Below are 22,221 nucleotides of genomic sequence, written 5' to 3' on the forward strand. Positions count from 1 at the left end.
TGGACGGCGATCGTGTCGGTTCTAAATTGCGTGGACAAGCTTTCCCGAGACGTATGTCGCGACCGCCCGCCCACTGAAGCGCGCATCCTCGAACGGCGTATTCTTCGAGCGGGAGAGAAGCATGTCTTTGGCGACAAGCCAAGGCTCATCGAGATCGATCAGCGCGATATCGGCCGCAGCGCCCGGCTTCAGCGTGCCGGCATTCAGGCCGAAAATCTGAGCAGGGCGGGTCGACATGGCGTCGATCAGCCGCATCAGGCTCACCTGGCCGCCATGGTGAAGCCTGAGCGCTGCCGCCAGCATGGTTTCGAGACCGATGGCGCCATCCTCTGCCTCGCCGAAGGGCAGGCGCTTGGTATCAACGTCCTGCGGGTCGTGCGAGGAGACGATGATGTCGATCGCGCCGCTCGCAACGGCGTCGGCCATCGCTACGCGGTCATCTTCCGGGCGCAGCGGCGGATAGAGCTTGAAGAAGGTGCGGTATTCACCGATGTCGTTTTCGTTGAGCGCCAGATTGTTGATCGAGATGCCGCAAGTCACCTTGGCGCCGCGGCTGCGGGCACGCTCGATCGCCTCGACCGATTCCGGCACTGAGATCATCGCGGCGTGATAACGGCCGCGCGTCAGCTGTGCGATCCTCAGATCGCGTTCGAGCGGGATGAGCTCGGCTTCTTTTGGAATGCCGGAAAGCCCGAGCCAGCTGGCGAAAAGCCCCTCATGCATGACGCCGTTGGCGCCGAGATATTTGTCGCGCGTCTCGCAGGAGATGACGGCGCCGAATTCGCGCGCATAGGTCATGATCCTGCGCAGCACCTGTGTGTCGTGGACGCTGGAATGGGCATCGGTGAAGGCAACGGCGCCCGCCTGCATCAACAGGCCGATCTCCGTCATCTCCTCGCCGGCAAGGCCCTTGGTGATCGCTGCTGCCGGATAGACGTTGACGGCGGCCGTATCCCGCGCCGTCTTCTTGACGAATTCGACGAGCGCGATGTCGTCGATGATGGGATCGGTGTCCGGCATCATGATGATCGAGGTGACGCCGCCGGCGGCTGCCGCCCGGCTCGCCGATGCGATCGTCTCGCGGTGTTCGCCGCCGGGTTCACCGACATGGACGCGCGCATCGACGAGGCCGGGCGTCGCGACAAGGCCCGTGCAGTCGCGGATGACGGCTCCATCAGGCGCGCCCTGGTTCTGCGCCTTGTGGCCGGCGGCGAGAATCACGCCGTTTTCGGCAATGATCGTCCCGACCTCGTCGAGATTGCGCGACGGGTCGATGATGCGGACGTTCTTGAGGACGATCGGGTTGCTCATGCCATCATTCCATCGCTTCGGGGACCCTGGTTCTGCGAGACGAGCAGCGTCTCCATGACGGCCATGCGCACCGCGACCCCCATTTCCACCTGTTCGGCGATGACGCTCTGCGGCCCGTCCGCCACTTCCGAGGCGATTTCGACGCCGCGGTTCATCGGGCCGGGATGCATGACGAGCGCATCTTCCTTCGCCGCCTTCAGCGTTTCGGCGTCGAGCCCGTAGAAGTGAAAGTATTCGCGCACCGAAGGCACGAAGGCGCCGGACATGCGCTCACGCTGCAGCCGCAGCATCATCACGACGTCGGCGTCCTTCAGCCCTTCCTGCATCGAATGAAAGACCTCGACGCCCATCTCGGCGATGCCGGCCGGCAGGAGGGTCGCAGGCGCGACGACACGCACGCGGGCGCCCATGGCATTGAGCAGCAGGATATTGGAGCGCGCCACCCGCGAATGCAGCACGTCGCCGCAGATCGCCACGATGATGCGCGACAGCTTGCCCTTGGCGCGGCGGATCGTCAGCGCATCGAGCAGTGCCTGGGTCGGATGTTCGTGCTGCCCGTCGCCGGCATTGACGACAGAGCAGGAAACCTTCTGGGCGAGAAGGGCGGCGGCACCGGCGCTCGAATGGCGGATCACCAGCACGTCGGGGCGCATCGCATTCAGCGTCATCGCCGTGTCGATCAGCGTTTCGCCTTTCTTCACAGAGGAATTGCCGACCGACATGTTCATGACGTCGGCGCCGAGCCGCTTGCCGGCAAGCTCGAAGGAGGCCTGTGTGCGGGTCGATGCCTCGAAGAAGAGGTTGATCTGCGTCAGCCCGCGCAGCGTCGACGTTTTCTTTTCTCTCTGGCGGCTGATCTTGACGGCCTCATCGGCCTTGTCGAGAAGATAGGTGATATCCTGCTCGGTGAGGCCCTTGATGCCGATGAGGTGGCGGTGGGGGAAAAAGACCATGACCCTGCCTCTTGCTGTCTCTGGCGGGTCTATAAAGAGTGCGGCCCGCCGGGGCAAGCATGTGCTGTGGGCAAAGGCTTATGTCCCCATGCATTTTCGCCCGAATTCCGATAGAGCAGAATGAACCGAATCATAACTTCCGGTTTCCCTTTGCCGGGTTCTTACACTAGAAGCGAATTATGACCTCCGCCAACCGGACTGACGACAAACTCGCAGAACTCAACCAGCCGAGCCTGTGGTCCGGCATCAATGCCTATCGATCCGATCCCCTGATCGTCGATCTGACGGCAGCCCTGCCGCGCGGCATCCGCGAAGACCTGGAAAACATGGGCCGCTACGTCACCTCGCCGGAGGCGCAGGAGATGGCGCGCATGGCGAACCAGGGCGCGCCGCAGCTGCGCACCCACGGTCCGCGTGGTGAACGCCTCGACGTCGTCGAATTCCATCCCGCCTGGCATGCATTGATGCGCCGCTCCATGTCGGTCGGCCTGCATTCCTCCGTCTGGGATCCCCAGGCCGATACCGAGGCCAAGGACGAGGCCCACAAGGTTCGCGCCGCTCGGTTTTATCTGACGTCGCAGCTGGAATCCGGCCATCTCTGCCCGCTGACGATGACGAGCGCCTCCGTTGCGGCGCTCTCGGCTTCGCCCGCGGTCCAGAAGGACTGGGCGCCGAAAATTCTCTCACGCAAATATGATTCGTCGAACAAGCCCGCCATGCAGAAATCCGCCGTGACCATCGGCATGGGCATGACGGAAAAGCAGGGCGGCACGGATGTGCGCGCCAACAGGAGCGCTGCCGAAAAGGTCAGCGAGGGCATCTACCGGCTGTCCGGCCATAAATGGTTCATGTCGGCGCCGATGAGCGATGCCTTCATCATGTTGGCGCAGACGAAGGAGGGCATGGGCTGCTTTCTGGTGCCGCGCCTTCTGGAGGATGGTTCCGCCAACGGCCTGCAATTCCAGCGGCTGAAGGACAAGGTCGGCAACCGCTCCAACGCCTCTTCCGAGGTCGAATTTACAGACACGTTCGGTTTCCTGCTCGGTGGTCCGGATGCCGGCATCCGCACCATCCTCGACATGGTGACGCTGACCCGGCTCGACTGCGCGCTGGCCTCGTCAGGCATGATGCGCGCCTCGCTCGCCGAAGCCGTGCACCACACCCGCGGCCGCAGCGTCTTCGGCAAGATGCTTGTCAACCAGCCGATCATGACGCGCGTGCTCGCCGACATGGCGCTCGATGTCGCCGCCGCGACGGCACTGTCCTTCCGTCTAGCCGACGCCTTCGACAAGGCGCGCGGCAATGCCGAGGAAGCGGCCTATGCCCGTGTCATGACGCCGGTCGCCAAATACTGGTGCTGCAAGATCGCGCCCGCGCTGATCTACGAGGCGATGGAATGCATTGGCGGCAATGGCTACATCGAAGAGCGCCCGATCGCCCGCCATTACCGCGAGGCTCCCGTCAATGCCATCTGGGAAGGCTCCGGCAACGTCATGGCGCTTGACGTGCTGCGCGTGCTGAACCGCGGCAAGGATCTGTTCGAAACGGTCTTCGCCGGCCTTGCCCGCGATCTCGGCCCTGCCGGCAAGAAGACGATCGACGTGCTGCGCGCCGCAATCGCGCTGTGCGAACAGGATGAGGGCGCCGCGCGCCTGCTCGTCGAACAATTGGCGCTCGCCGCCGGTGCCGCCGAACTCTATCGCCTTGGGGCAGGGCGCATTGCCGATGCCTTCATCGAGACGCGTCTTGCCGGCGGCTGGCGCTCCACCTACGGCATGCTCGATTCCCGCTTCGACGCCAGCTACATCGTCGACCTGCTCTATCCCCCGGCTGCCTGATCGCAAGCAGGGTCAGGCGATCCCGAGGCCGAGACGCTCGGCTATCGGATCGAACTGTCGACGACGATCATCTTGTATCGTCCGACCGGTCGCGACGTATCTGGTCGAGGTTGCCTTCCCAGCCTATCCCCGCGAGATTTGCGATCGCATTTTTCCGCCAGTGTTTCTCGACTAGGTTTCGCAAAGCCTGCTCGACAGTGGCCTTTTTCGTCGCCAATCCCGCGGCGGTCATTGCCGCGTCGAGCAAGGCATCATCGATATCGATATTCGTCCGCATGATCGCACCCAATGTGATCATCATAGAGATACACATCCACGTCACGGCGGTTCAAGCTCGGCGACGATGCCGTTACCATAAACGAAAATCCGGCCGCGTCGCCGCGGCCGGATTTCAGTGTTTACGTCCGAAAATCAGCGTTCAGAAGAAGCCACGGCGCTGCCACCAGCCGGCTTTCTTCGGCTTGCCGTCATCGCCTTCGCCATTCTCGACGCGGGTGGATTTCACCGTTGGCTCGGAGGAGGAGATGTTGGATTCGCGGTTGGCGCGAACCGGCTTTGCTTCTTCCTGAACTGATGTTTCGAGATCGGCGGAGGCTGCCACCAATTCCGGTTCGGCCTCGACCGCAGGGGCCGTCTCTGCAACCGGTTCCTCGACCGGCGCTGCGGCCGGTTTGCGGCGGCCGCGGGCACGGGCGGGCTTTACCTCTTCGGTTATGACAGGCACGCTCTCGACGGCTGCCATCGCGGCCTGGCCTTCGTCGGCCTGTTCGGCAATCGCCTCGACCGCTACGGCTTCGCTCGGAGCGCCGTCGTTCGAAACGTCGTCGCCTTCGTCCTCGTCGCCGCCATTGTCTTCACCGGCTTCGCCAGCCGTCAGTTCGGAACCATCCTCGGCGCGATTGCGACGGCCGCCACGCTTGCCGCGACGGCGGCGCTTCCGGCGCTGCGATTCCTCGCTTTCGGCGTGCGTCTCGGGCGTGGCCTCGATGTTTTCATCACCTTCGCCGCCCTCGTCGTCGCCGTCCTCATCCTCGTCGCCGGCTTCGCCTGCCGATACCGGCTGCTCGGCATTGCCGTTGCGGCCGCGGCGCCGCCTGCGGCGCTTGCGCTTGCGGTTACCGTCAGCTTCGCCTTCCGCGCGTGCCGCGACGGGCCGCTCGGCAACGACCGGCTTTTCCTCGAGTTCCTCGTCTTCCTCCTCATCCACTTCGATGACGATGTCGTCGTCGTCATCCTCGGGAATGGCTGCGAAGTTGAAGAGGGTTTCGATCTTGACCGGGTTTTCCACCGGCTCGCCGCGATCGATCGCGAAATGTTGCGCACCGACCGAGCCGTCCGCATCGATGATGATCGCGACGCCGAAGCGGGCCTCATAATCGACGATCGTCTGGCGCTTGTGGTTGAGCAGGTAGAGCGCGATGTCAGGCGTGGTGCGCACGGTGATGTTGTGCGTGGTGTTCTTGAGCAGATATTCCTCGATGCCGCGCAGGACATGCAGGGCGACGGAGGACTGCGAACGCACATGGCCGCTGCCGCCGCAATGCGAGCAGACCTGCGTCGTCGATTCGAGAACCGAAGCGCGGATGCGCTGGCGCGACATTTCGAGCAGGCCGAAATGCGAGATCCGGCCGACCTGGATGCGGGCGCGGTCGTTCTTCAGGCATTCCTTCAGCTTCTTCTCGACGGCACGGTTGTTGCGCTTCTCTTCCATGTCGATGAAGTCGATGACGATCAGGCCGGCAAGGTCGCGAAGGCGAAGCTGGCGGGCGACTTCGTCTGCAGCCTCGAGGTTCGTCTGCAGCGCGGTGTCTTCGATCGAATGTTCGCGGGTCGAGCGGCCGGAGTTGACGTCGATCGAGACCAGCGCTTCGGTCTGGTTCATGATCAAGTAGCCGCCAGACTTCAGCGTCACCTGCGGCTGCAGCATGCGGTCGAGCTGAGCCTCGATGCCGGAACGCGAAAAGATCGGATGGATGTCGCGGTAGGGTTGAACCACCTTGGCATGGCTCGGCATCAGCATCTTCATGAAGTCTTTCGCTTCACGATAGCCTTCTTCGCCGGAAACGATGACTTCGCTGATATCCTTGTTGTAGAGGTCGCGGATCGAACGCTTGATCAGCGAGCCTTCCTCATAGACGAGGCAGGGAGCCGTGGACGCCAGCGTCAGCGTGCGCACGTTCTCCCAGAGACGCATCAGATATTCGAAGTCGCGCTTGACCTCGACCTTGGTGCGGTTGGCACCGGCGGTGCGAAGGATGACGCCCATGCCCTGCGGCACCTCGAGCAGGCGCGCGATTTCCTTCAGGCGCTTGCGGTCGGCAGGATTGGTGATCTTGCGGGAAATGCCGCCGCCGCGCGCCGTGTTCGGCATCAAAACCGAATAGCGGCCTGCGAGCGAGAGATAGGTGGTAAGGGCTGCACCCTTGTTGCCGCGCTCTTCCTTGGCGACCTGCACGAGCAGGATCTGGCGGCGCTTGATGACTTCCTGAATGCGGTACTGCTTGCGCGGCTTGCGCTGCACGCGGTCCGGCACTTCTTCCATCGCGTCTTCGGCGCCGACGGATTCGATGACTTCCTCTTCGCCGTGATCGTCATCGTCGTCGTCGTCATCGTGGCGACGCTTGCTGGTATCGACGTCCTCGGAAATCGAGTCGGTTTCCACCATCGCGGCCATCGCGCCGCCGGTCGAACCGTCATCCTCATTGTCGACGCTCGAAGCGCCTTCGGCTTCGACGTCTGTGGGAACAGCGTCCTCGGTCGCGGTCGTCTCGGCAACCGGTTCTACGACCTTCTTGCGGCTGCGGCGCGGCCTTGCCTTCTTGGCCGGCGCTTCCTCGGTGGCCTCGGGCGATGCCGCGGCCCCTACCGCAGCGGTCTCTTCCGTGACGGCAGCCGTTTCCGGCGCCTCAGCCGGCACGATGCCGACATCCGGCTGATCCTGCTTGGAAAGATCGACCATCGGCGCGGTTTCGACATGCTCGACATCTTCGTCGCGGCGATGCTCCTCGGCTTCGGCCCGAAGCAGTGCCTGACGGTCGGCAAGCGGTATCTGATAATAGTCGGGATGGATTTCGGCGAAGGCCAGGAAGCCGTGCCGGTTGCCGCCGTAATCGACGAAGGCGGCCTGCAGCGAGGGTTCGACCCTCGTTACCTTTGCAAGATAGATGTTGCCGCGGATCTGCTTCTTGTGCTGGGACTCGAAGTCAAATTCTTCTATGCGGTTCCCGCGTACGACAACGACGCGCGTCTCTTCCTCGTGAGACGCATCGATAAGCATTTTGTCTGCCATGTAAGCTGTGCTCCTCGGCGTGGCCGCGAGAGCGCATTCCCGACTGCTGTTGAAACAGAAAGAATGCGGTCCACTGTGGCCGCGCCGGATAATGAAAGTCGCGCCTGATGCGAGGGGGAGGGCAGCAGCCAAACCGCAGCCGGAACCATTTCGGTCCGGGGCCTGTACACTTCAGATAAAACCTGCTGCGAAACCATCAACAACCAAGCGTGATCGACAAATACGAAGACCCGTTCGGGTCCGATGAGTTTGCTCCCTGAGAGCGTGGTGGCTGATCCACCAATGAATTCCGACAATAAGCCGGAAAATCAGGATCCAGTTCTAGGGATTAAGCGCATGAGACGGCGGACGATGACCGGTGTGGCGCCAGGTCCTGATCTGGCTGGCAGCCTTTGCGGCGACTCTATCCCGTCAACACTTTACCCTGAAATTCGTTGTATGTTTTCTGTGTCACAATAGCAAGGGAAAAGCCAAATGTGCCATAATATTGATGGATTTCGCAACGCATACAAACTGGGGATAAAGTGATCGCGATTCGGCAGGCTGCAGCGGGTGTTTCGTCACAGGACGTTGGCCGCAGCCGCGTCGGGTCCATCGCAATACAGATAGGGTGTGGCGGTTTATTGTTTAAGAGGGCTCGGATCGCGGCGAAATCCGCAGCGCGGCGATCGACATTCGCAAGGCGGGTTCTGGCGGCGCTTCTGGCTGCTAGTCTGCTGCCGGCCGCTGCCAGCTCTGTCGAGGCCAGGGATCCGCTGCTTGCCTATGGCGCGCGCATCGTCGGCGACGATGCAAGGACGCGCATCGTCATCGATTTCGATCGCGAGCCGCGTTTCTCCGTCCACTATATCGCCAATCCGGAACGCATCGTCGTTGACTTGCCGGCGACCGCCTTCGGTTTTCCGGCGAAGGATCTTGCCGCCCGCGGCCTGTTCAAGGATATCCGCTACGGCAAGATGGACGAAGAGAGCGCCCGCATCGTGCTGACGACGGCAGGGCCGGTGAAGCTGGCGCTTGCCAAGGTGCAGGCCGATGAGACGGGCAACGGCCATCGCCTCGTGCTCGATGCGGAGATGATCGACAAGAAGGCCTTTGCCGAACTGGTGAAGACGCAATCCTGGAGCGATCGGACCGAGGCGGCTCAGACGACGAGCGCCATTCCGGCACCGCAAAAGGCCGCGCCCGGCGATTTCGTCATCGCCGTCGACGCCGGCCATGGCGGCATCGACACCGGCGCGATCGGCGTCGACACCAAGACCGAGGAAAAGCAGGTGACGCTCGCCTTCGCCAAGGCCTTGACCGACCGGCTGAACAAGGAGCCGGGCATCAAGGCTTTCCTGACGCGCGAGGACGACGAGTTCCTGTCGCTTTCGCAGCGTGTGCTGATCGCCCGCCAGAACCATGCCGGCCTGTTCATTTCGCTGCACGCCGATACGCTGAAGCAGAAGGATATCCGCGGCGCGACCGTCTACACGATCTCCGACAAGGCATCCGACAAGCTCGCCGCCGACCTTGCCGAACGTGAAAATCTTTCCGACCAGATCGCCGGCAAGGAGACGGTTGCCGAGCCGCCGGAGGTTGCAGACATTCTGCTCGATCTGACGCGGCGCGAGACGCAGGCCTTCTCGATCTCGCTGGCCGAGAGCGTGCTGAATTCTTTCAAGGATCAGGTCGGCACCATCAACAATCCGCACCGTCATGCCGGCTTCCGCGTGCTGCAGGCCCCCGACGTGCCGTCGATCCTTCTCGAGATCGGGTTCCTCTCGAATGCCGATGACGAGAAACTGCTGCTCGACGAGGCCTGGCGCGGCAAGATCGCCGGTCTCTTGACCGACGCCGTCAAGCGATACCGCGCCGCCGTCATGGCGAATGGCGGCTGACGGGGCGCCGCCTAAAAATCTGTAGCGGTTACAGCGCGGCGGCCGCATAAAAACAAAGATTCATAAAAACAAAGATCTAAGTGCGCCGCATGAATCAAATTCTGAGGAAGATACCTCAGATTGGCGGCGGGAACGGGCGTTGCTTGGATGTGACAGTTCTAATGAAACGCGGCCGCAGCGGTGAATGCGGCGCAGACAGCCCTATTTTGCTCACATTCGCGCCGTTACTCCGGCTTATGTTTCGCAGCCTGAGGCGCGGAATCGGCTTGTGGCGGTAGCGCTCATAGAGTAAGCCGCGCAACGTGCAAATTGCCTTGATCTGTGCAATCGTTGCGGCTGCGCCGATTGAAGATCGAAGAGACCGGTAGCTGAAATATGGTTAGACTTTTTGGATATTTCTTCGGAATGGCCTGCGTCCTGTTTCTGGTCGCGGCGGCGGGTATTGCCATCTATCTCGCCAATGTCGCGAAGGATCTCCCGGACTATGCCGTTCTGAACAGCTATGCGCCGCCGGTGACGACCCGCGTCCATGCCGGCAACGGCGCTCTGATGGCCGAGTATGCCAAGGAAAAGCGTCTCTTCCTGCCGATCCAGGCGGTTCCCGATCGCGTAAAGGCCGCTTTCCTGTCGGCCGAAGACAAGAATTTCTACAATCACCCAGGTGTTGATCTGACCGGTCTCGGCCGCGCAATCCTCGTCAACCTGCAGAATTTCGGTTCCGGCCGCCGCCCTGTCGGTGCCTCCACAATCACCCAGCAGGTGGCCAAGAACTTCCTTTTGAGCTCGGACCAGACGATCGACCGCAAGATCAAGGAAGCGATCCTTTCCTTCCGTATCGAGCAGGCCTACAGCAAGGACAAGATCCTCGAACTCTACCTGAACGAGATCTTCTTCGGTCTGAATTCGTACGGCATTGCCGGCGCAGCACTCACCTATTTCAACAAATCCGTCACCGAACTGACCGTCGCCGAAGCCGCCTATCTGGCATCGCTGCCGAAGGGTCCTGCCAATTATCATCCTTTCCGCCATCCGGAAGCTGCGCTCGAGCGTCGCAACTGGGTGATCGACCGGATGGTCGAGAACGGCTATGTCAGCCAGCCTGACGGCGACGAAGCCAAGAAGCAGCCGCTTGGCGTCACCGCCCGCACCACTGGCCCCTCGCTCTTTGCTTCGGATTATTTCGCCGAAGCCGTGCGCCGCCAGCTGATCGACCAGTACGGCGAAAAGGTCCTCTATGAGGGCGGCCTTTCGGTGCGCACGTCGCTCGATCCGCAGATGCAGATCGCTGCCCGCAAGGCGCTGCAGGACGGTCTGGTCACTTACGACGAGCGCCGCGGTTTCCACGGCCCGATCAAGCAGATCGATGCGAGCGGTGATTGGGGCAAGGCGCTTGCCGATATTCCCGCACTGTCAGATGTACCGGAATGGCGGCTTGCCGTGGTACTCGCCGTGTCAGACAGCACCGTCGACATCGGCCTGCAGCCTGCCAAGGATGGCAGCGGCAAGGTTGTGGCCGATCGCCAGCGCGGCACGATCGACGCCAAGAACATGCAATGGGCCTTCCGTTCGGCCGACGGCGCCCGCAAGACCACGAAATCGCCGGTCGGCGCCGTGTCCCCCGGTGACGTTGTCTATGTCGCAAAGCTCGGTGACGACGCGTCGACCTCCTATCGCCTGCAGCAGCCGCCGAAGGTGCAAGGTGGCCTGGTCGCCATGGACCCGAAGACCGGCCGCGTGCTCGCCATGGTCGGCGGCTTCTCCTATGCCCAGTCCGAATTCAACCGCGCCACCCAGGCGATGCGCCAGCCGGGCTCGTCGTTCAAGCCTTTCGTCTACGCGGCGGCGATGGACAATGGTTATACGCCGGCTTCGGTCATCATGGACGCGCCGATCGAAATCGTCTCGGGCGGCCAAGTCTGGAGGCCGGAAAACTACGGCGGCGAATCCGGCGGCCCGTCGACGCTGCGTTCGGGCATCGAGCATTCGCGCAATCTGATGACGGTGCGCCTCGCCAACGATCTCGGCATGAACATCGTCGCCGAATATGCCGAGCGCTTCGGCATCTATGATCACATGCTGCCGGTTCTCTCCATGTCGCTCGGCGCCGGCGACACGACGGTGCTGCGCATGGTCTCGGCCTATTCGGTCATCGCCAATGGCGGCAAGCAGATCAAGCCGACATTGATCGACCGCATCCAGGACCGCTACGGCAAGACGATCTTCAAGCATGAGGAGCGTCTGTGCGAGGGCTGCAACGCCGGCGACTGGCAGAACCAGGAAGAGCCGAATATCGTCGACAATCGCGAAACCGTTCTCGACCCGATGACCGCCTACCAGATCACCTCGATGATGCAGGGCGTCATCCAGCGCGGCACCGCTGCCGGCAAGATCGATCTGGGCGGTCGCGACGTCGCCGGAAAGACCGGCACCACCAATGACGAGAAGGATGCCTGGTTCGTTGGCTTCACCCCGGATCTGGTCGCCGGCCTTTATATGGGCTTCGATACGCCGGGCCCGCTCGGCCGCGGCGGCACCGGCGGCGTCTTGTCCGCCCCGATTTTCAACGAATTCATGCAGGCTGCCGTCAAGGACACGCCGGAATCGAAGTTCGTCATTCCATCAGGCATGAACCTGATTTCGATCGACCGCAAGACCGGCATGGCGGCGGGCGAAGGCGATCCGAACACCATCGTCGAGGCCTTCAAGCCCGGCACCGGCCCGGCCGACAGCTTCTCCGTGATCGGCATGGACAGCACCATGGCGCCGGAGGAAATCCTGAAGACCTCGCCGCAGGCGAACCAGGCCGTCCAGACCGGCACGCCCGGCCTGTTCTGACCGAGGCCTGAATTTTGCACGCCCGCCGCGGCCCTTTACATCCGCGGCGGGCGTCTCTAGAGCAATTCCAGCAAAAGTACATAGCGGTTTTGCTGGGAAAAGCGCAAAGCGACTTTCCCAGGGAATTGCGCGAAACCAAAAAGATAGAGCATCTCCGTGGCTCGGAGAAAAACGGAAATGCGCTATCTCACCAGCACCTGAAGAAGACCGAGACAGAGAAGCAGGAAAATGCGAGCGGAAATCGAAAACGTGGTCGATGAAACCAAGCAGGCTATCACCCTGCTGAGGAGGCATCTTTGACTGGGACCAGGCGATAAGACGGCTGGATTGGTTGAACAACAAGGCAGAGGATCCGAACCTCTGGAACGACGCTTCCGAAGCGCAGAAGCTGATGCGCGAACGCCAGCAGCTCGATGACGGCATCAACGGCGTCAAGCAGCTCGAGCAGCAGCTGAACGACAATATCGAGCTGATCGAGCTTGGCGAGGAAGAGGGCGACCAGAGCGTCGTCAAGGAAGCCGAAGACACGCTGAAGGCCTTGAAGGCCGAGGCCGCGCGCCGCCAGGTGGAAGCCATGCTCTCCGGCGAAGCCGATGGCAACGACACCTATCTCGAAGTCCATTCGGGTGCCGGCGGCACCGAAAGCCAGGACTGGGCGAACATGCTTTTGCGCATGTACACCCGCTGGGCCGAACGCCAGCGCTTCAAGGTCGAGCTTCTCGAAGTCCATGACGGCGAAGAGGCGGGCATCAAGTCCGCGACACTGCTCGTCAAGGGCCACAATGCCTATGGCTGGCTGAAGACGGAATCGGGCGTGCACCGCCTGGTGCGCATCTCGCCCTACGACAGCAATGCGCGTCGCCACACCTCCTTCTCGTCGATCTGGGTCTATCCGGTTGTCGACGACTCGATCCAGATCGAGATCAACGAAAGCGACTGCCGCATCGATACCTATCGTTCGTCGGGTGCTGGCGGCCAGCACGTCAACACCACCGACTCGGCCGTACGCATCACGCATATCCCGACGGGCATCGTCGTGCAGTGCCAGCAGGAGCGCTCGCAGCACAAGAACCGCGCCAAGGCCTGGGACATGCTGCGTGCCCGCATGTATGAAGCCGAATTGAAGAAGCGTGAGGACGCTGCCAGCGCCGAAGCCGCTTCCAAGACCGAGATCGGCTGGGGCCACCAGATCCGCTCCTATGTGCTGCAGCCCTATCAGATGGTCAAAGACTTGCGCACCGGCGTCGCCAGCAGCGCGCCGGACGACGTTCTCGACGGTGACCTGAACGAGTTCATGGAAGCAGCCCTTGCCCACCGGATCAGCGGTGCCGCCGACGCGGTCGTCGAGGATGTCGACTGATCGGATCGACGATGGATTGAACTAACAAAGCCCCGGAGACGGGGCTTTTTTTTTGTTTGGAAGGCTGGCAGTCCGGCCCGCTTCAGCGGCTCGATCGTCGAGGCGATCATAGCTCTGGTTCGGCGTAAGAACTTATCGTTTCACCTCATCGAGACGATGGCGGAAGGTCCGCTGAGCCGCCCTCGCATTTATATGTTCGACACTGACTTGACATTTGTCGAGTCGATGTCGAATAATGTCATTGTCGATATCGGGGCTGGAGGTCACCGATGTCGATCGGCTCCCGCCAATCGGTTGCCGGTGCATGTGTGGAGGAGAAGAGGGTGGAGCTTTTGCTGGATGTGGAAGGGCTGAAGAAATCCTTTGGTGGTGTCGCGGCATTGCGCGACGGCCGCTTCGAACTTCGCGCCGGCTCGGTCCACGCACTTTGCGGCGGTAACGGCGCAGGCAAGTCGACCTTTCTCAAAATCCTCATGGGTATCCATAATCACGATGCCGGCTCGATCCGTCGTCGTGGCAAGGACGTGGACTTTGCCGGTCCGGCCGACGCGCTCGCCTCCGGCATTGCCATCATCGAGCAGGAACTGAGCCCGGTTCCGCACATGACGGTGGCGGAAAACATCTATCTCGGCCGCGAGCCCTCGACACGTTTCGGCGGTATCGATTTCCGGACGATGAACCGCTCCGCCCAAGGGCTTCTCGACGATCTCGAATTCGATATCCGTGCCACCCAATACATGATGAACCTCTCCGTTGCGCAGATGCAGCTCGTCGAGATCGCCAAGGCACTAAGCCACGATGCCGAGGTCATCTTCATGGATGAGCCAACCTCGGCAATCGGTGAAAAAGAGGCTCAGCAGCTCTTCGCGGCCATCCGGCGCCTGAAGGGGCAGGGACGCGGCATCGTCTATGTCTCGCACCGGCTTTCGGAAATCTTCCAGATCGCCGATTCCTATACCGTGTTTCGCGACGGCGCCTATGTCGGTAGCGGAGACCTCAAGCAGATCAGCCGTCCTGATCTCATCCGGATGATCGTTGGCCGGGAGCTGGCCGAGGAATATGTCAAGACCAATACGCCGACATCCGAAACCGGCCTCGAGGTTACGGCGCTGAGTTGCCCGAACAAGATCGAGAACATTTCTTTCTCCGCTCGCAAGGGGGAGATCTTCGGCATCTACGGGCTGATGGGCTCGGGGCGAACCGAGATCTTCAATTGCCTTTTTGGCCTCGAGAAATCCTCCGACGGCAGGATCGTCGTCGACGGTGCCCGCATCTCCGTGTCGAAGCCGGCGGATGCGATGGCAAGTGGCCTGGCGCTGGTGACGGAGGATCGCAAACTCACGGGGCTAAATCTCTCCGACTCCGTTCGTGCCAACATCTGTATGGCAAGCTTACCGGAGATGAGCCCTTCCTTTGCCATGAGCCGCCGTCGCGAGGCCGAGGCCAGCCGCCGGATACAGGCGCAATTTCAGATCAAGGCTGCCCGTGACACCATGCCGGTCTCGGGGCTTTCAGGCGGCAATCAGCAGAAAGTGGTGCTCGGAAAATGGTTTCTGCGTAATCCGAAGGTGCTGCTCCTCGATGAGCCGACACGTGGCGTCGATGTCGGCGCCAAACGAGAAATCTACCGCATCATCTGTGATTTTGCCGCGGCCGGCGGAACGGTCGTGATGATCTCATCGGAGATCGACGAAGTTCTGGGCATGTCGGACCGTATCATGGTGATGCGCGCCGGCAGAAGCGCGGGAATTTACAGCCGGGAGGAAACGGATGCCCAATCACTCGTCCACCTATCGACCTGATCAGGATCAGGTCATCCGTACGGCGCCAGAGGAGCGAGCAAGAGTGTCAGAGAGCGACGATAGCAATGCCGGCGGCTGGTTCAGTTCGGATCGGCGGCGGCTGTTGATTCAGGAATACGGTATCTTTCTCGCTTTTCTGCTTCTCGTGGTGGTCCTTTCGTTCTCGAACGAGTTCTTCTTGACCGGCGGCAATATTTCCAACGTGCTGCTGCAGACTTCGATCAACGGCGTGCTTGCCATCGGCATGACCTTTGTGATCCTGACGCGCGGCATCGATCTTTCGGTCGGTTCCGTCGTGGCGCTTGCCGGCATTGTCAGCGCCAGCTTCTCGACGACCTCCGCCACGGCGGCGATCGCCGGTGCGCCCTATCCGGTGGCCATCGGACTTGCGGTCGGCATTCTGGTCGGCGTTGCCTGCGGCGCGATATCGGGGGCGATCGTCTCGCGATTCTCCGTTCCGGCCTTCGTCGCCACTCTTGGCATGCTTTCGGCCGCGCGCGGCTTGACGCTGATCTATGGCGGCGGTCGCCCGGTTCCCGCGCTGACGCCGGCTTTCCGGTGGATCGGCACCGGCGACGTCTTCGGCATTCCGGCCCCCGTCATCATTCTCGCTGTCGTTTTCGCGGCTTCGTGGTGGATCCTCAGCCGGACGCGCTTCGGCCGCTACATCTATGCCGTCGGAGGCAATCCGCATGCGGCGAAGACCTCCGGTATCGACATCGGCCGCATCCGTTTCACTGTCTATGTCATTTCCGGCGGTCTTGCCGGTCTTGCCGGCATGCTGCTCAGCGCCCGTACGGGCTCGGCCTTGCCGCAGGCGGGCATTGCCTATGAGCTGGACGCGATTGCGGCGGTCGTCATCGGCGGCACAAGTCTGTCGGGCGGTGTCGGCCGGGTGACGGGCACGCTGATCGGTGCGCTCATCATCGGCGTCATGAACAACGGCCTCGATCTGATGGGGATCCAATCCTACTACCAGCAGGTCCTGAAAGGTGCCCTGATCGTCGGCGCCGTGATGCTCGACCAGAAGCGAACTTACGGGGCCTGAGCCCCATCGGAAACCGTGCCGGCCCCTGCCGGCCCGTTGCAGAGGCGAGCCATGCCGGCCGCTAAAACTTAAAGTGGAGGAGATTGAAATGAGAAAGCTTATGATTGCGCTTGCTTCGGCAACTGCCTTGCTGGCCTCGTCGGCCGTGGCCCAGGAAAAGATCAAGATCGGGGCAGCCCCTTACGGCCTCAATGCGGAGTTCATGCAGATCTGGGCGGCGGCGATGCAGGAGCACCCGGCCGTCAAGAGCGGCGAGGTAGAGCTGACTGTTTTCGACGGTCGTTATGATGCGCTGGTTCAGCAGGATCAGTTCAAGACGATGGTCACGCAGAAATACAATGCGATCATCTTTGCACCGATCGACGTCGACGCAGGCGCAGCAGCCGTACAGTCGGCGGTGGATGCCGGCATTCCGGTGATCGGTTCGAACACCCGCGTCAATTCCGACCTGCTGACCTCCTATGTCGGTTCCGACGATACCATCTCGGGCTATATGGAAGCCAAGACCGTCCTAGATAAGATCGGTTGCAAGGGCAATGTCGTCATCCTCGAAGGCCCGGTCGGTCAGTCCGCACAGATCTCGCGCCTGGAAGGCAATAAGAAGGCGCTCGCCGAATGCCCTGACGTGAAGGTTCTCGAAGACCAGACGGCGAACTGGTCACGTGCCGAAGCGCAGACGCTGATGGAGAACTGGCTGACCGCGCATCCGAAACAGATCAACGGCGTGATCGGCCAGAACGACGAGATGGCGCTCGGCGCCATCGAGGCGATCAAGGCTGCGGGGCTCGACGAGAAGAGCTTTGCGATCGCCGGCATCGACGGCATCACCGACGCTCTTCGCGCCGTCAAGGCCGGCGAGATGACGTCGATCCTGCAAGACGCACGTGCGCAGGCTCAGGGCGCTCTCGACCTTGCCATCTTCCACGCCAGGAAGGGCGACTACAAGCCGCAGTCCGATATCTGGGCGACCTACAAGGACATGCGGTGGAACGACGGCAAGGACAAGAATTACAATGTGCCGTGGACGCCGGTGACGGCCGACAATGTCGACAAGCTGCTCGCGACACGTAAATAATCCATTCTATGGGGCGGGTTCGCCCGCCCCATTTCTCAGACAGGCCGGGAAAAGATCCATGACCGATTCAAAACAGATTGATCTGAATTTTTCGCTGGGCGGCAAGGTCGCCCTGGTAACGGGCGGCGCTTCCGGCATCGGCGATGCCATCGCATCGGCATTTGCCGCCAAGGGCGCGGTCGTCGGCGTGATCGACATCAATGAAACGGTCGCGAAATCCAAAGCCGACGCCCTCGGAAGTGGCGCGAAATCCTTCGTCTGCGACGTTTCCAACCCGCAATCGGTGGAAGCCGTCATCGCTGCGGCGCAGGCCGCCTTCGCCCATATCGACATCGCCGTCAACAGCGCCGGTGTCGCCATGCTCGCCCCCGCCGAGGAACTCACCCTGGAGGCCTGGGACAGAACCATCGACATCAATCTCAAGGGAACGTTCCTCGTCTCTCAGGCTGTCGGCCGGGTCATGCTCAAGGCCGGCAAGGGCGGCAGGATCATCAATATCGCCTCGCAGGCCGGCACGGTCGCTATCGACCAGCACGTGGCTTATTGCGCCTCCAAATTCGGCGTCATCGGCCTTTCCAAGACGCTCGCCGCCGAGTGGGGCAAACACGGCATAACCGTCAATACGATTTCACCGACAGTGGTTCTGACCGAGCTCGGAAGGAAGGCCTGGGATAACCCGCGCGGAGAGGAGCTGAAGAAGCGCATCCCGACGGGACGCTTCGCCTATCCCGAGGAGATCGCTGCGGCGGCGGTGTTTCTGGCGTCGAGCGGCGCCGAGATGATCAACGGCGCGGATCTTCTGGTCGATGGCGGCTATACCATTGTCTGACACGCGGAAAGCAGGAGGAACCATGCAGCGGTTTATCAACAATCCGGACGAGGTCGTCGAGGATACGGTCAAGGGCTTCGTCAAGGCGCATGCCGATATGGTCAGGCTCGGCAACGGCAATCCGCGCGTCATCGTTGCGCGCCATGCGCCCGTCGCGGGCAAGGTCGGCGTCATCACCGGTGGCGGTTCCGGCCATGAACCCGCCTTTATCGGCTATACCGGACGCAATATGCTGGATGCCGTCGCGGTGGGTGAGCTGTTTTCGTCGCCGACGGCCAAGAGTTTTCTCGATGCCGCGCGCGAAGCCAATGGCGGCAACGGCGTCGTCTGCCTTTACGGCAATTATGCCGGTGACAACATGAACGTGAAAATGGCGATCAAGCTCGCCGCCAAGGAAGGCATCACCATCGCGACCGTCGTCGCCAATGACGATGTATGTTCGGCCGGACCGGACGAGCGCGAGAAGCGACGCGGCGTCGCCGGCGAGATATTCATGTGGAAATGCGCAGGCGCCAAAGCGGAGCAAGGGGCGAACCTCGAGGAAGTGCAGGCGACAGCGCAAAGGGCGATCGACAATTGCCGTTCCATCGGCATCGGCCTCGGTCCCTGCACGCTGCCCGCCGTCGGGCATCCCAACTTCCAGATTGCGCCGGGTACGATGGAAGTCGGCATTGGCCATCACGGCGAGCCGGGGGTCCGGGTCGAGCCGCTGAAGCCTGCCGCCGAGGTTGCACGCGAAATGGCCAAGATCGTTCTGGACGATCACGGCCTGGCATCCGGAACCGAGGTGGCCGTCATCGTCTCCGGCCTCGGCGCGACGCCCTTGAACGAGCTCTATATCCTTCACGACACGATCGAAACCGAGATTACCGGGCGCGGACTGAAAATCTACAAGACCTATATCGGAAATTACTTCACCTCGTTGGAAATGGTCGGTGCGACGCTGACCGTCATGGCGCTTGACGACGAGTTGAAGACGCTACTCGACGTCGATGTCCACTGCCCGGCAATGCCTTGATGGGAGACCAAGCGAATGCAGCAATTTGACAACGCTTCCTCGGGTGACATCGTTTTCTCGCTCGCGGATCGGATCATCGAGAATCGCGCTTATCTCAGCGAGATTGACGGCAAGATCGGCGATGGCGATCACGGGGTTAACATGGCCAAGGGATTTGGCATGGCAGCTGAACGGATCAAGGGCGCAGACATGTCGCTCGCAGAAGCTCTCGACACGCTCGGCACGGTGCTGATGACGGAAATCGGCGGGTCCATGGGACCGCTCTATGGCGTCATGTTCATTCAGTTCGCGGAAACGATCGAAAAGGCTACGCAGATCGATGCGGGAATGTTCAGCGCAATGCTGCACAATGGTCTTGAAGGCATTCAGGCGATCGGGTCTGCGAAAGTCGGCGACAAGACCCTTCTCGATACGCTCGTGCCCGCCATAGAAGCGTTCGATCGGGCCAATAGCGACGGAAAATCGTTTGCGGAATCGCTGAATATCCTCGTTTCGGCCGCGGAGGCCGGCCGGGACAGTACCCGTGATCTGGTGGCCAGGATCGGCCGGGCAAGCAGGCTCGGCGAACGTTCGCTTGGCGTTCTGGATGCCGGCGCCACTTCCTGCGCGCTGATCCTCCAGTCGCTCGCACTTGGCGTCGAGGCAAGGCTTCGGCCATCCGCATGAAAAACAGCGGGTTTTGGTGAGAGTCGTGATCCTCCAGATCATCACCTTTCCGGCTACATTGGCGGCCGGAAATCATTGTGCGGGAGAATGTTGAAAACCGGAGCCTTTACGCTCATCTTCGCGGGCGATTTGAACATCGCAGGGAAACCAGGAAGCATGACCGTCAAGACATCATCAGCGCGGAAGAACGGTAGCGTGCGAAACAGCGCTGACGATGCCTCGGAACCCATCCCGCTGCGGTTTGGCGATGATCCCTATGTCTGGGCCTGCTGGCTCTATTATGAGGACGGCATGACGCAGGGCGACATTGCCGATACCATGGGGATTTCGCGGGCAACGGTGAACAGCTATCTCGCCGATGCGCGCGCCCGCGGAATCGTCAATATCTCCATCGAGCCGTCGCGCCTGAGTTCGCTGACGATTGCTCAGGAGTTGAAACGGCATTTCGGTTTGCAGGATTGTCTCGTCGTTCCGAGCGACGACAATACCCGCCCGCTCATCGACCGTCTCGGGCGCGCAGGCGCTCAAGCGCTGCAGAGGCTTTTGAAATCCGGTGATACGCTGGCCGTCGTCTGGGGCCGCACGGTCATGGCGGTCGGTGAGCAGACCTCGATAACCGGCCTGCAGGACGTCACCGTGGTCCAGGCAACCGGCGGAACCAGTGCGACATTCGCCTATACACCCGAACTTTGCGCAGCCGCCTTTGCCGATGCCGTGGACGCACGGCTGATCAATATCGCAGCTCCGGCGATCGTATCCGCTCCTGAAGTCCGCAATATCCTGTTGCGTGAGCCATTGATCGAAACTCAGTTCGAGGCGCTTTCACACGCCAACAAGGTGATTTTCGGTATCGCCTCCATGCGCCCGAATTCGACCATCCATACCAGCGGATTCTTCGAGTCGGTATCGTTGCAGCAATATCTGGCGAAGGATGCTGCAGGCATCGTCGCCGGACGTTTCATCGACGGGCAGGGACGCCCGGTCGCGGGGCCGCTTGACGACCGCACGATCGGAATATCACTCGACATGCTGAAGAAGATCGGTCTGCGTATCGCTGTCGCCGGCGGTTTCGACAAGGTGCCGGCAATCCTCGCAGCCCTTCGCGGCGGCTATGTCAACGTGCTGATCACCGATGCTGCGACGGGCCGTGGCATCTTGCATGCGGACGGTGTGACGGAGGTCGATCAGAAGCTTTTGCAGCGCCCGAGGGTCGAAATCGGCACGCCGCCAGCGACCGGTTTTCGCACTCACATCAAGAAATTTCTGAACAATCCCGACGAGGTCGTCGAGGAAATGCTCTATGGCGCAGTGAAGGCACATGCTGCCTATCTCGAGCCGGTCGACAGTTCTCGCCGTGCGCTCGTTGCCCGGACGGGACCGCGCGCCGGCAAGGTCGGTCTTGTGATCGGCGGCGGCACGGGACACGAGCCTGCGTTCTTCGGCTATGTCGGGAAGGGTCTTGCCGATGCCGTTGCTGTCGGCAATATCTTCTCGTCGCCGCCTCCCGGCCCGATCCTTCAATGCACCAGGGCGGCGTCCGGCGGAGAGGGTGTGCTTTTCGTCTACGGCAACTATGCCGGCGACGTCATGAATTTCGAGATGGCAGCCGAGATGGCGGCGGAGGAAAACATCGCGGTCCGTACGGTCGTGACGACGGACGACATCGCCTCATCGCCGCTGGAAGACAGGGAGGGCCGGCGCGGCGTCGCCGGCAATTTCTTCATCTTCAAGGTCGCCGGAGCGGCCTGCGACCGCGGCCTGTCGCTTGCCGCCTGCGAAACGGCGACGCGCAAGGCCAACGCACGGACATTTACGATGGGCGTTGCATTGGAACCGTGCTCGCTTCCCCAGACCCGTCGCCACAACTTTGAAATTGGCCCCGACCACATCGAGATCGGCATGGGCATCCATGGTGAACCCGGCGTCATTCGCGAAAAGATGATGACCGCCGATGAAATCACCGATCGGGTGATGGATCGCATATTCGCGGAAATGAAGCCGGCATCGGGCGACCGCGTCGCAGTATTGGTCAATTCCTTCGGCGCAACGCCGCTGATGGAGCTCTATATTCTCTTCCGGCGTGTCGAGCAGCGGCTGAGTGCGAAAGGCATCGCGATAGAGGCGAATTGGGTGGGACACTATTGCACCTCGCTCGATATGGTCGGCGCATCCATATCCATCTTGCACCTCGATCAGGAATTGACGGAATTGTTGCATCATCCTTGCGATACCGCGTTCCTGCGGGTCGCGAACTGAAGGTATAAGAGATGCGCCCGGCTGACACGGGCCGCATCCTGCTCGAACTGGGAGGATCATG

At 61.5% G+C, this 22,221-nt stretch carries 15 protein-coding genes; 11 read left to right on the forward strand and 4 right to left on the reverse strand.

What is annotated here, in order from left to right; translation table 11 throughout:
• Positions 1-21: 21 nt before the first annotated feature.
• Positions 22-1,311: a dihydroorotase gene (locus GR198_RS25200; RefSeq protein WP_029872822.1), complete on the reverse strand. Its 1,290-nt coding sequence runs from the start codon at positions 1,309-1,311 to the stop codon at positions 22-24.
• Complete coding sequence (locus GR198_RS25205) at positions 1,308-2,264, reverse strand: aspartate carbamoyltransferase catalytic subunit (RefSeq protein ID WP_029872821.1); 957 nt, start codon at positions 2,262-2,264, stop codon at positions 1,308-1,310. The genes GR198_RS25200 and GR198_RS25205 overlap by 4 nt, the downstream gene beginning before the upstream one ends.
• Before the next feature lie 179 nt (positions 2,265-2,443).
• Between GR198_RS25205 and GR198_RS25210 the strand changes: the two genes are divergently transcribed.
• Positions 2,444-4,102 carry an acyl-CoA dehydrogenase family protein gene (locus tag GR198_RS25210; protein ID WP_029872820.1) on the forward strand — a complete coding sequence of 553 codons (1,659 nt, stop codon included), beginning with the start codon at positions 2,444-2,446 and terminating at the stop codon, positions 4,100-4,102.
• A 67-nt stretch (positions 4,103-4,169) separates the two neighbouring features.
• On the opposite strand, the gene GR198_RS25215 is transcribed toward GR198_RS25210, so the two are convergent.
• Both GR198_RS25215 and GR198_RS25220 read right to left on the reverse strand, forming a co-directional pair.
• Positions 4,170-4,379 carry a type II toxin-antitoxin system VapB family antitoxin gene (locus tag GR198_RS25215; protein ID WP_164069741.1) on the reverse strand — a complete coding sequence of 70 codons (210 nt, stop codon included), beginning with the start codon at positions 4,377-4,379 and terminating at the stop codon, positions 4,170-4,172.
• Positions 4,380-4,520: 141 nt separating this feature from the next.
• Positions 4,521-7,391: an Rne/Rng family ribonuclease gene (locus GR198_RS25220; protein WP_164069737.1), complete on the reverse strand. Its 2,871-nt coding sequence runs from the start codon at positions 7,389-7,391 to the stop codon at positions 4,521-4,523.
• Positions 7,392-8,014: 623 nt separating this feature from the next.
• On the opposite strand from GR198_RS25220, the gene GR198_RS25225 reads away from it, so the two are divergent.
• The 10 genes from GR198_RS25225 to GR198_RS25270 all read left to right on the forward strand — a co-directional run bounded on the left by GR198_RS25225 (position 8,015) and on the right by GR198_RS25270 (position 22,160).
• Positions 8,015-9,271: an N-acetylmuramoyl-L-alanine amidase gene (locus GR198_RS25225; RefSeq protein WP_029872817.1), complete on the forward strand. Its 1,257-nt coding sequence runs from the start codon at positions 8,015-8,017 to the stop codon at positions 9,269-9,271.
• Positions 9,272-9,646: 375 nt separating this feature from the next.
• Complete coding sequence (locus GR198_RS25230; RefSeq protein WP_029872816.1) at positions 9,647-12,106, forward strand: penicillin-binding protein 1A; 2,460 nt, start codon at positions 9,647-9,649, stop codon at positions 12,104-12,106.
• Between the two features lie 228 nt (positions 12,107-12,334).
• Positions 12,335-13,466, forward strand: a protein-coding gene (prfB, locus tag GR198_RS25235; RefSeq protein WP_012756997.1) for a peptide chain release factor 2 whose coding sequence is annotated in 2 segments (ribosomal slippage) — positions 12,335-12,403 and positions 12,405-13,466 — 1,131 coding nt in all. Because the reading frame shifts where the segments join, the coding sequence is not laid out codon by codon here.
• A gap of 323 nt (positions 13,467-13,789) precedes the next feature.
• Positions 13,790-15,268, forward strand: coding sequence for a sugar ABC transporter ATP-binding protein (locus tag GR198_RS25240; protein ID WP_164069742.1), 1,479 nt, complete (start codon positions 13,790-13,792; stop codon positions 15,266-15,268).
• Positions 15,269-15,311: 43 nt separating this feature from the next.
• Positions 15,312-16,316: an ABC transporter permease gene (locus GR198_RS25245; RefSeq protein WP_011651405.1), complete on the forward strand. Its 1,005-nt coding sequence runs from the start codon at positions 15,312-15,314 to the stop codon at positions 16,314-16,316.
• 88 nt (positions 16,317-16,404) lie between these two features.
• The gene (locus GR198_RS25250; RefSeq protein ID WP_029872814.1) at positions 16,405-17,391 is read left to right on the forward strand and encodes a substrate-binding domain-containing protein; all 987 of its coding nucleotides are present in this window, start codon (positions 16,405-16,407) and stop codon (positions 17,389-17,391) included.
• A 58-nt stretch (positions 17,392-17,449) separates the two neighbouring features.
• Positions 17,450-18,220 carry an SDR family oxidoreductase gene (locus tag GR198_RS25255; protein WP_164069738.1) on the forward strand — a complete coding sequence of 257 codons (771 nt, stop codon included), beginning with the start codon at positions 17,450-17,452 and terminating at the stop codon, positions 18,218-18,220.
• 22 nt (positions 18,221-18,242) lie between these two features.
• The gene (locus GR198_RS25260) at positions 18,243-19,238 is read left to right on the forward strand and encodes a dihydroxyacetone kinase subunit DhaK (RefSeq protein WP_029872812.1); all 996 of its coding nucleotides are present in this window, start codon (positions 18,243-18,245) and stop codon (positions 19,236-19,238) included.
• A 15-nt stretch (positions 19,239-19,253) separates the two neighbouring features.
• Positions 19,254-19,904 (forward strand): dihydroxyacetone kinase subunit DhaL, encoded by a 651-nt coding sequence (gene dhaL, locus GR198_RS25265; RefSeq protein WP_029872811.1) that lies wholly within the window; start codon positions 19,254-19,256, stop codon positions 19,902-19,904.
• Between the two features lie 156 nt (positions 19,905-20,060).
• The gene (locus GR198_RS25270) at positions 20,061-22,160 is read left to right on the forward strand and encodes a bifunctional sugar-binding transcriptional regulator/dihydroxyacetone kinase subunit DhaK (RefSeq protein WP_080658204.1); all 2,100 of its coding nucleotides are present in this window, start codon (positions 20,061-20,063) and stop codon (positions 22,158-22,160) included.
• Positions 22,161-22,221 lie beyond the last annotated feature (61 nt).

Origin of the sequence: Rhizobium leguminosarum, from assembly GCF_010668065.1 — a bacterium.
GTDB lineage: Bacteria > Pseudomonadota > Alphaproteobacteria > Rhizobiales > Rhizobiaceae > Rhizobium > Rhizobium leguminosarum_S.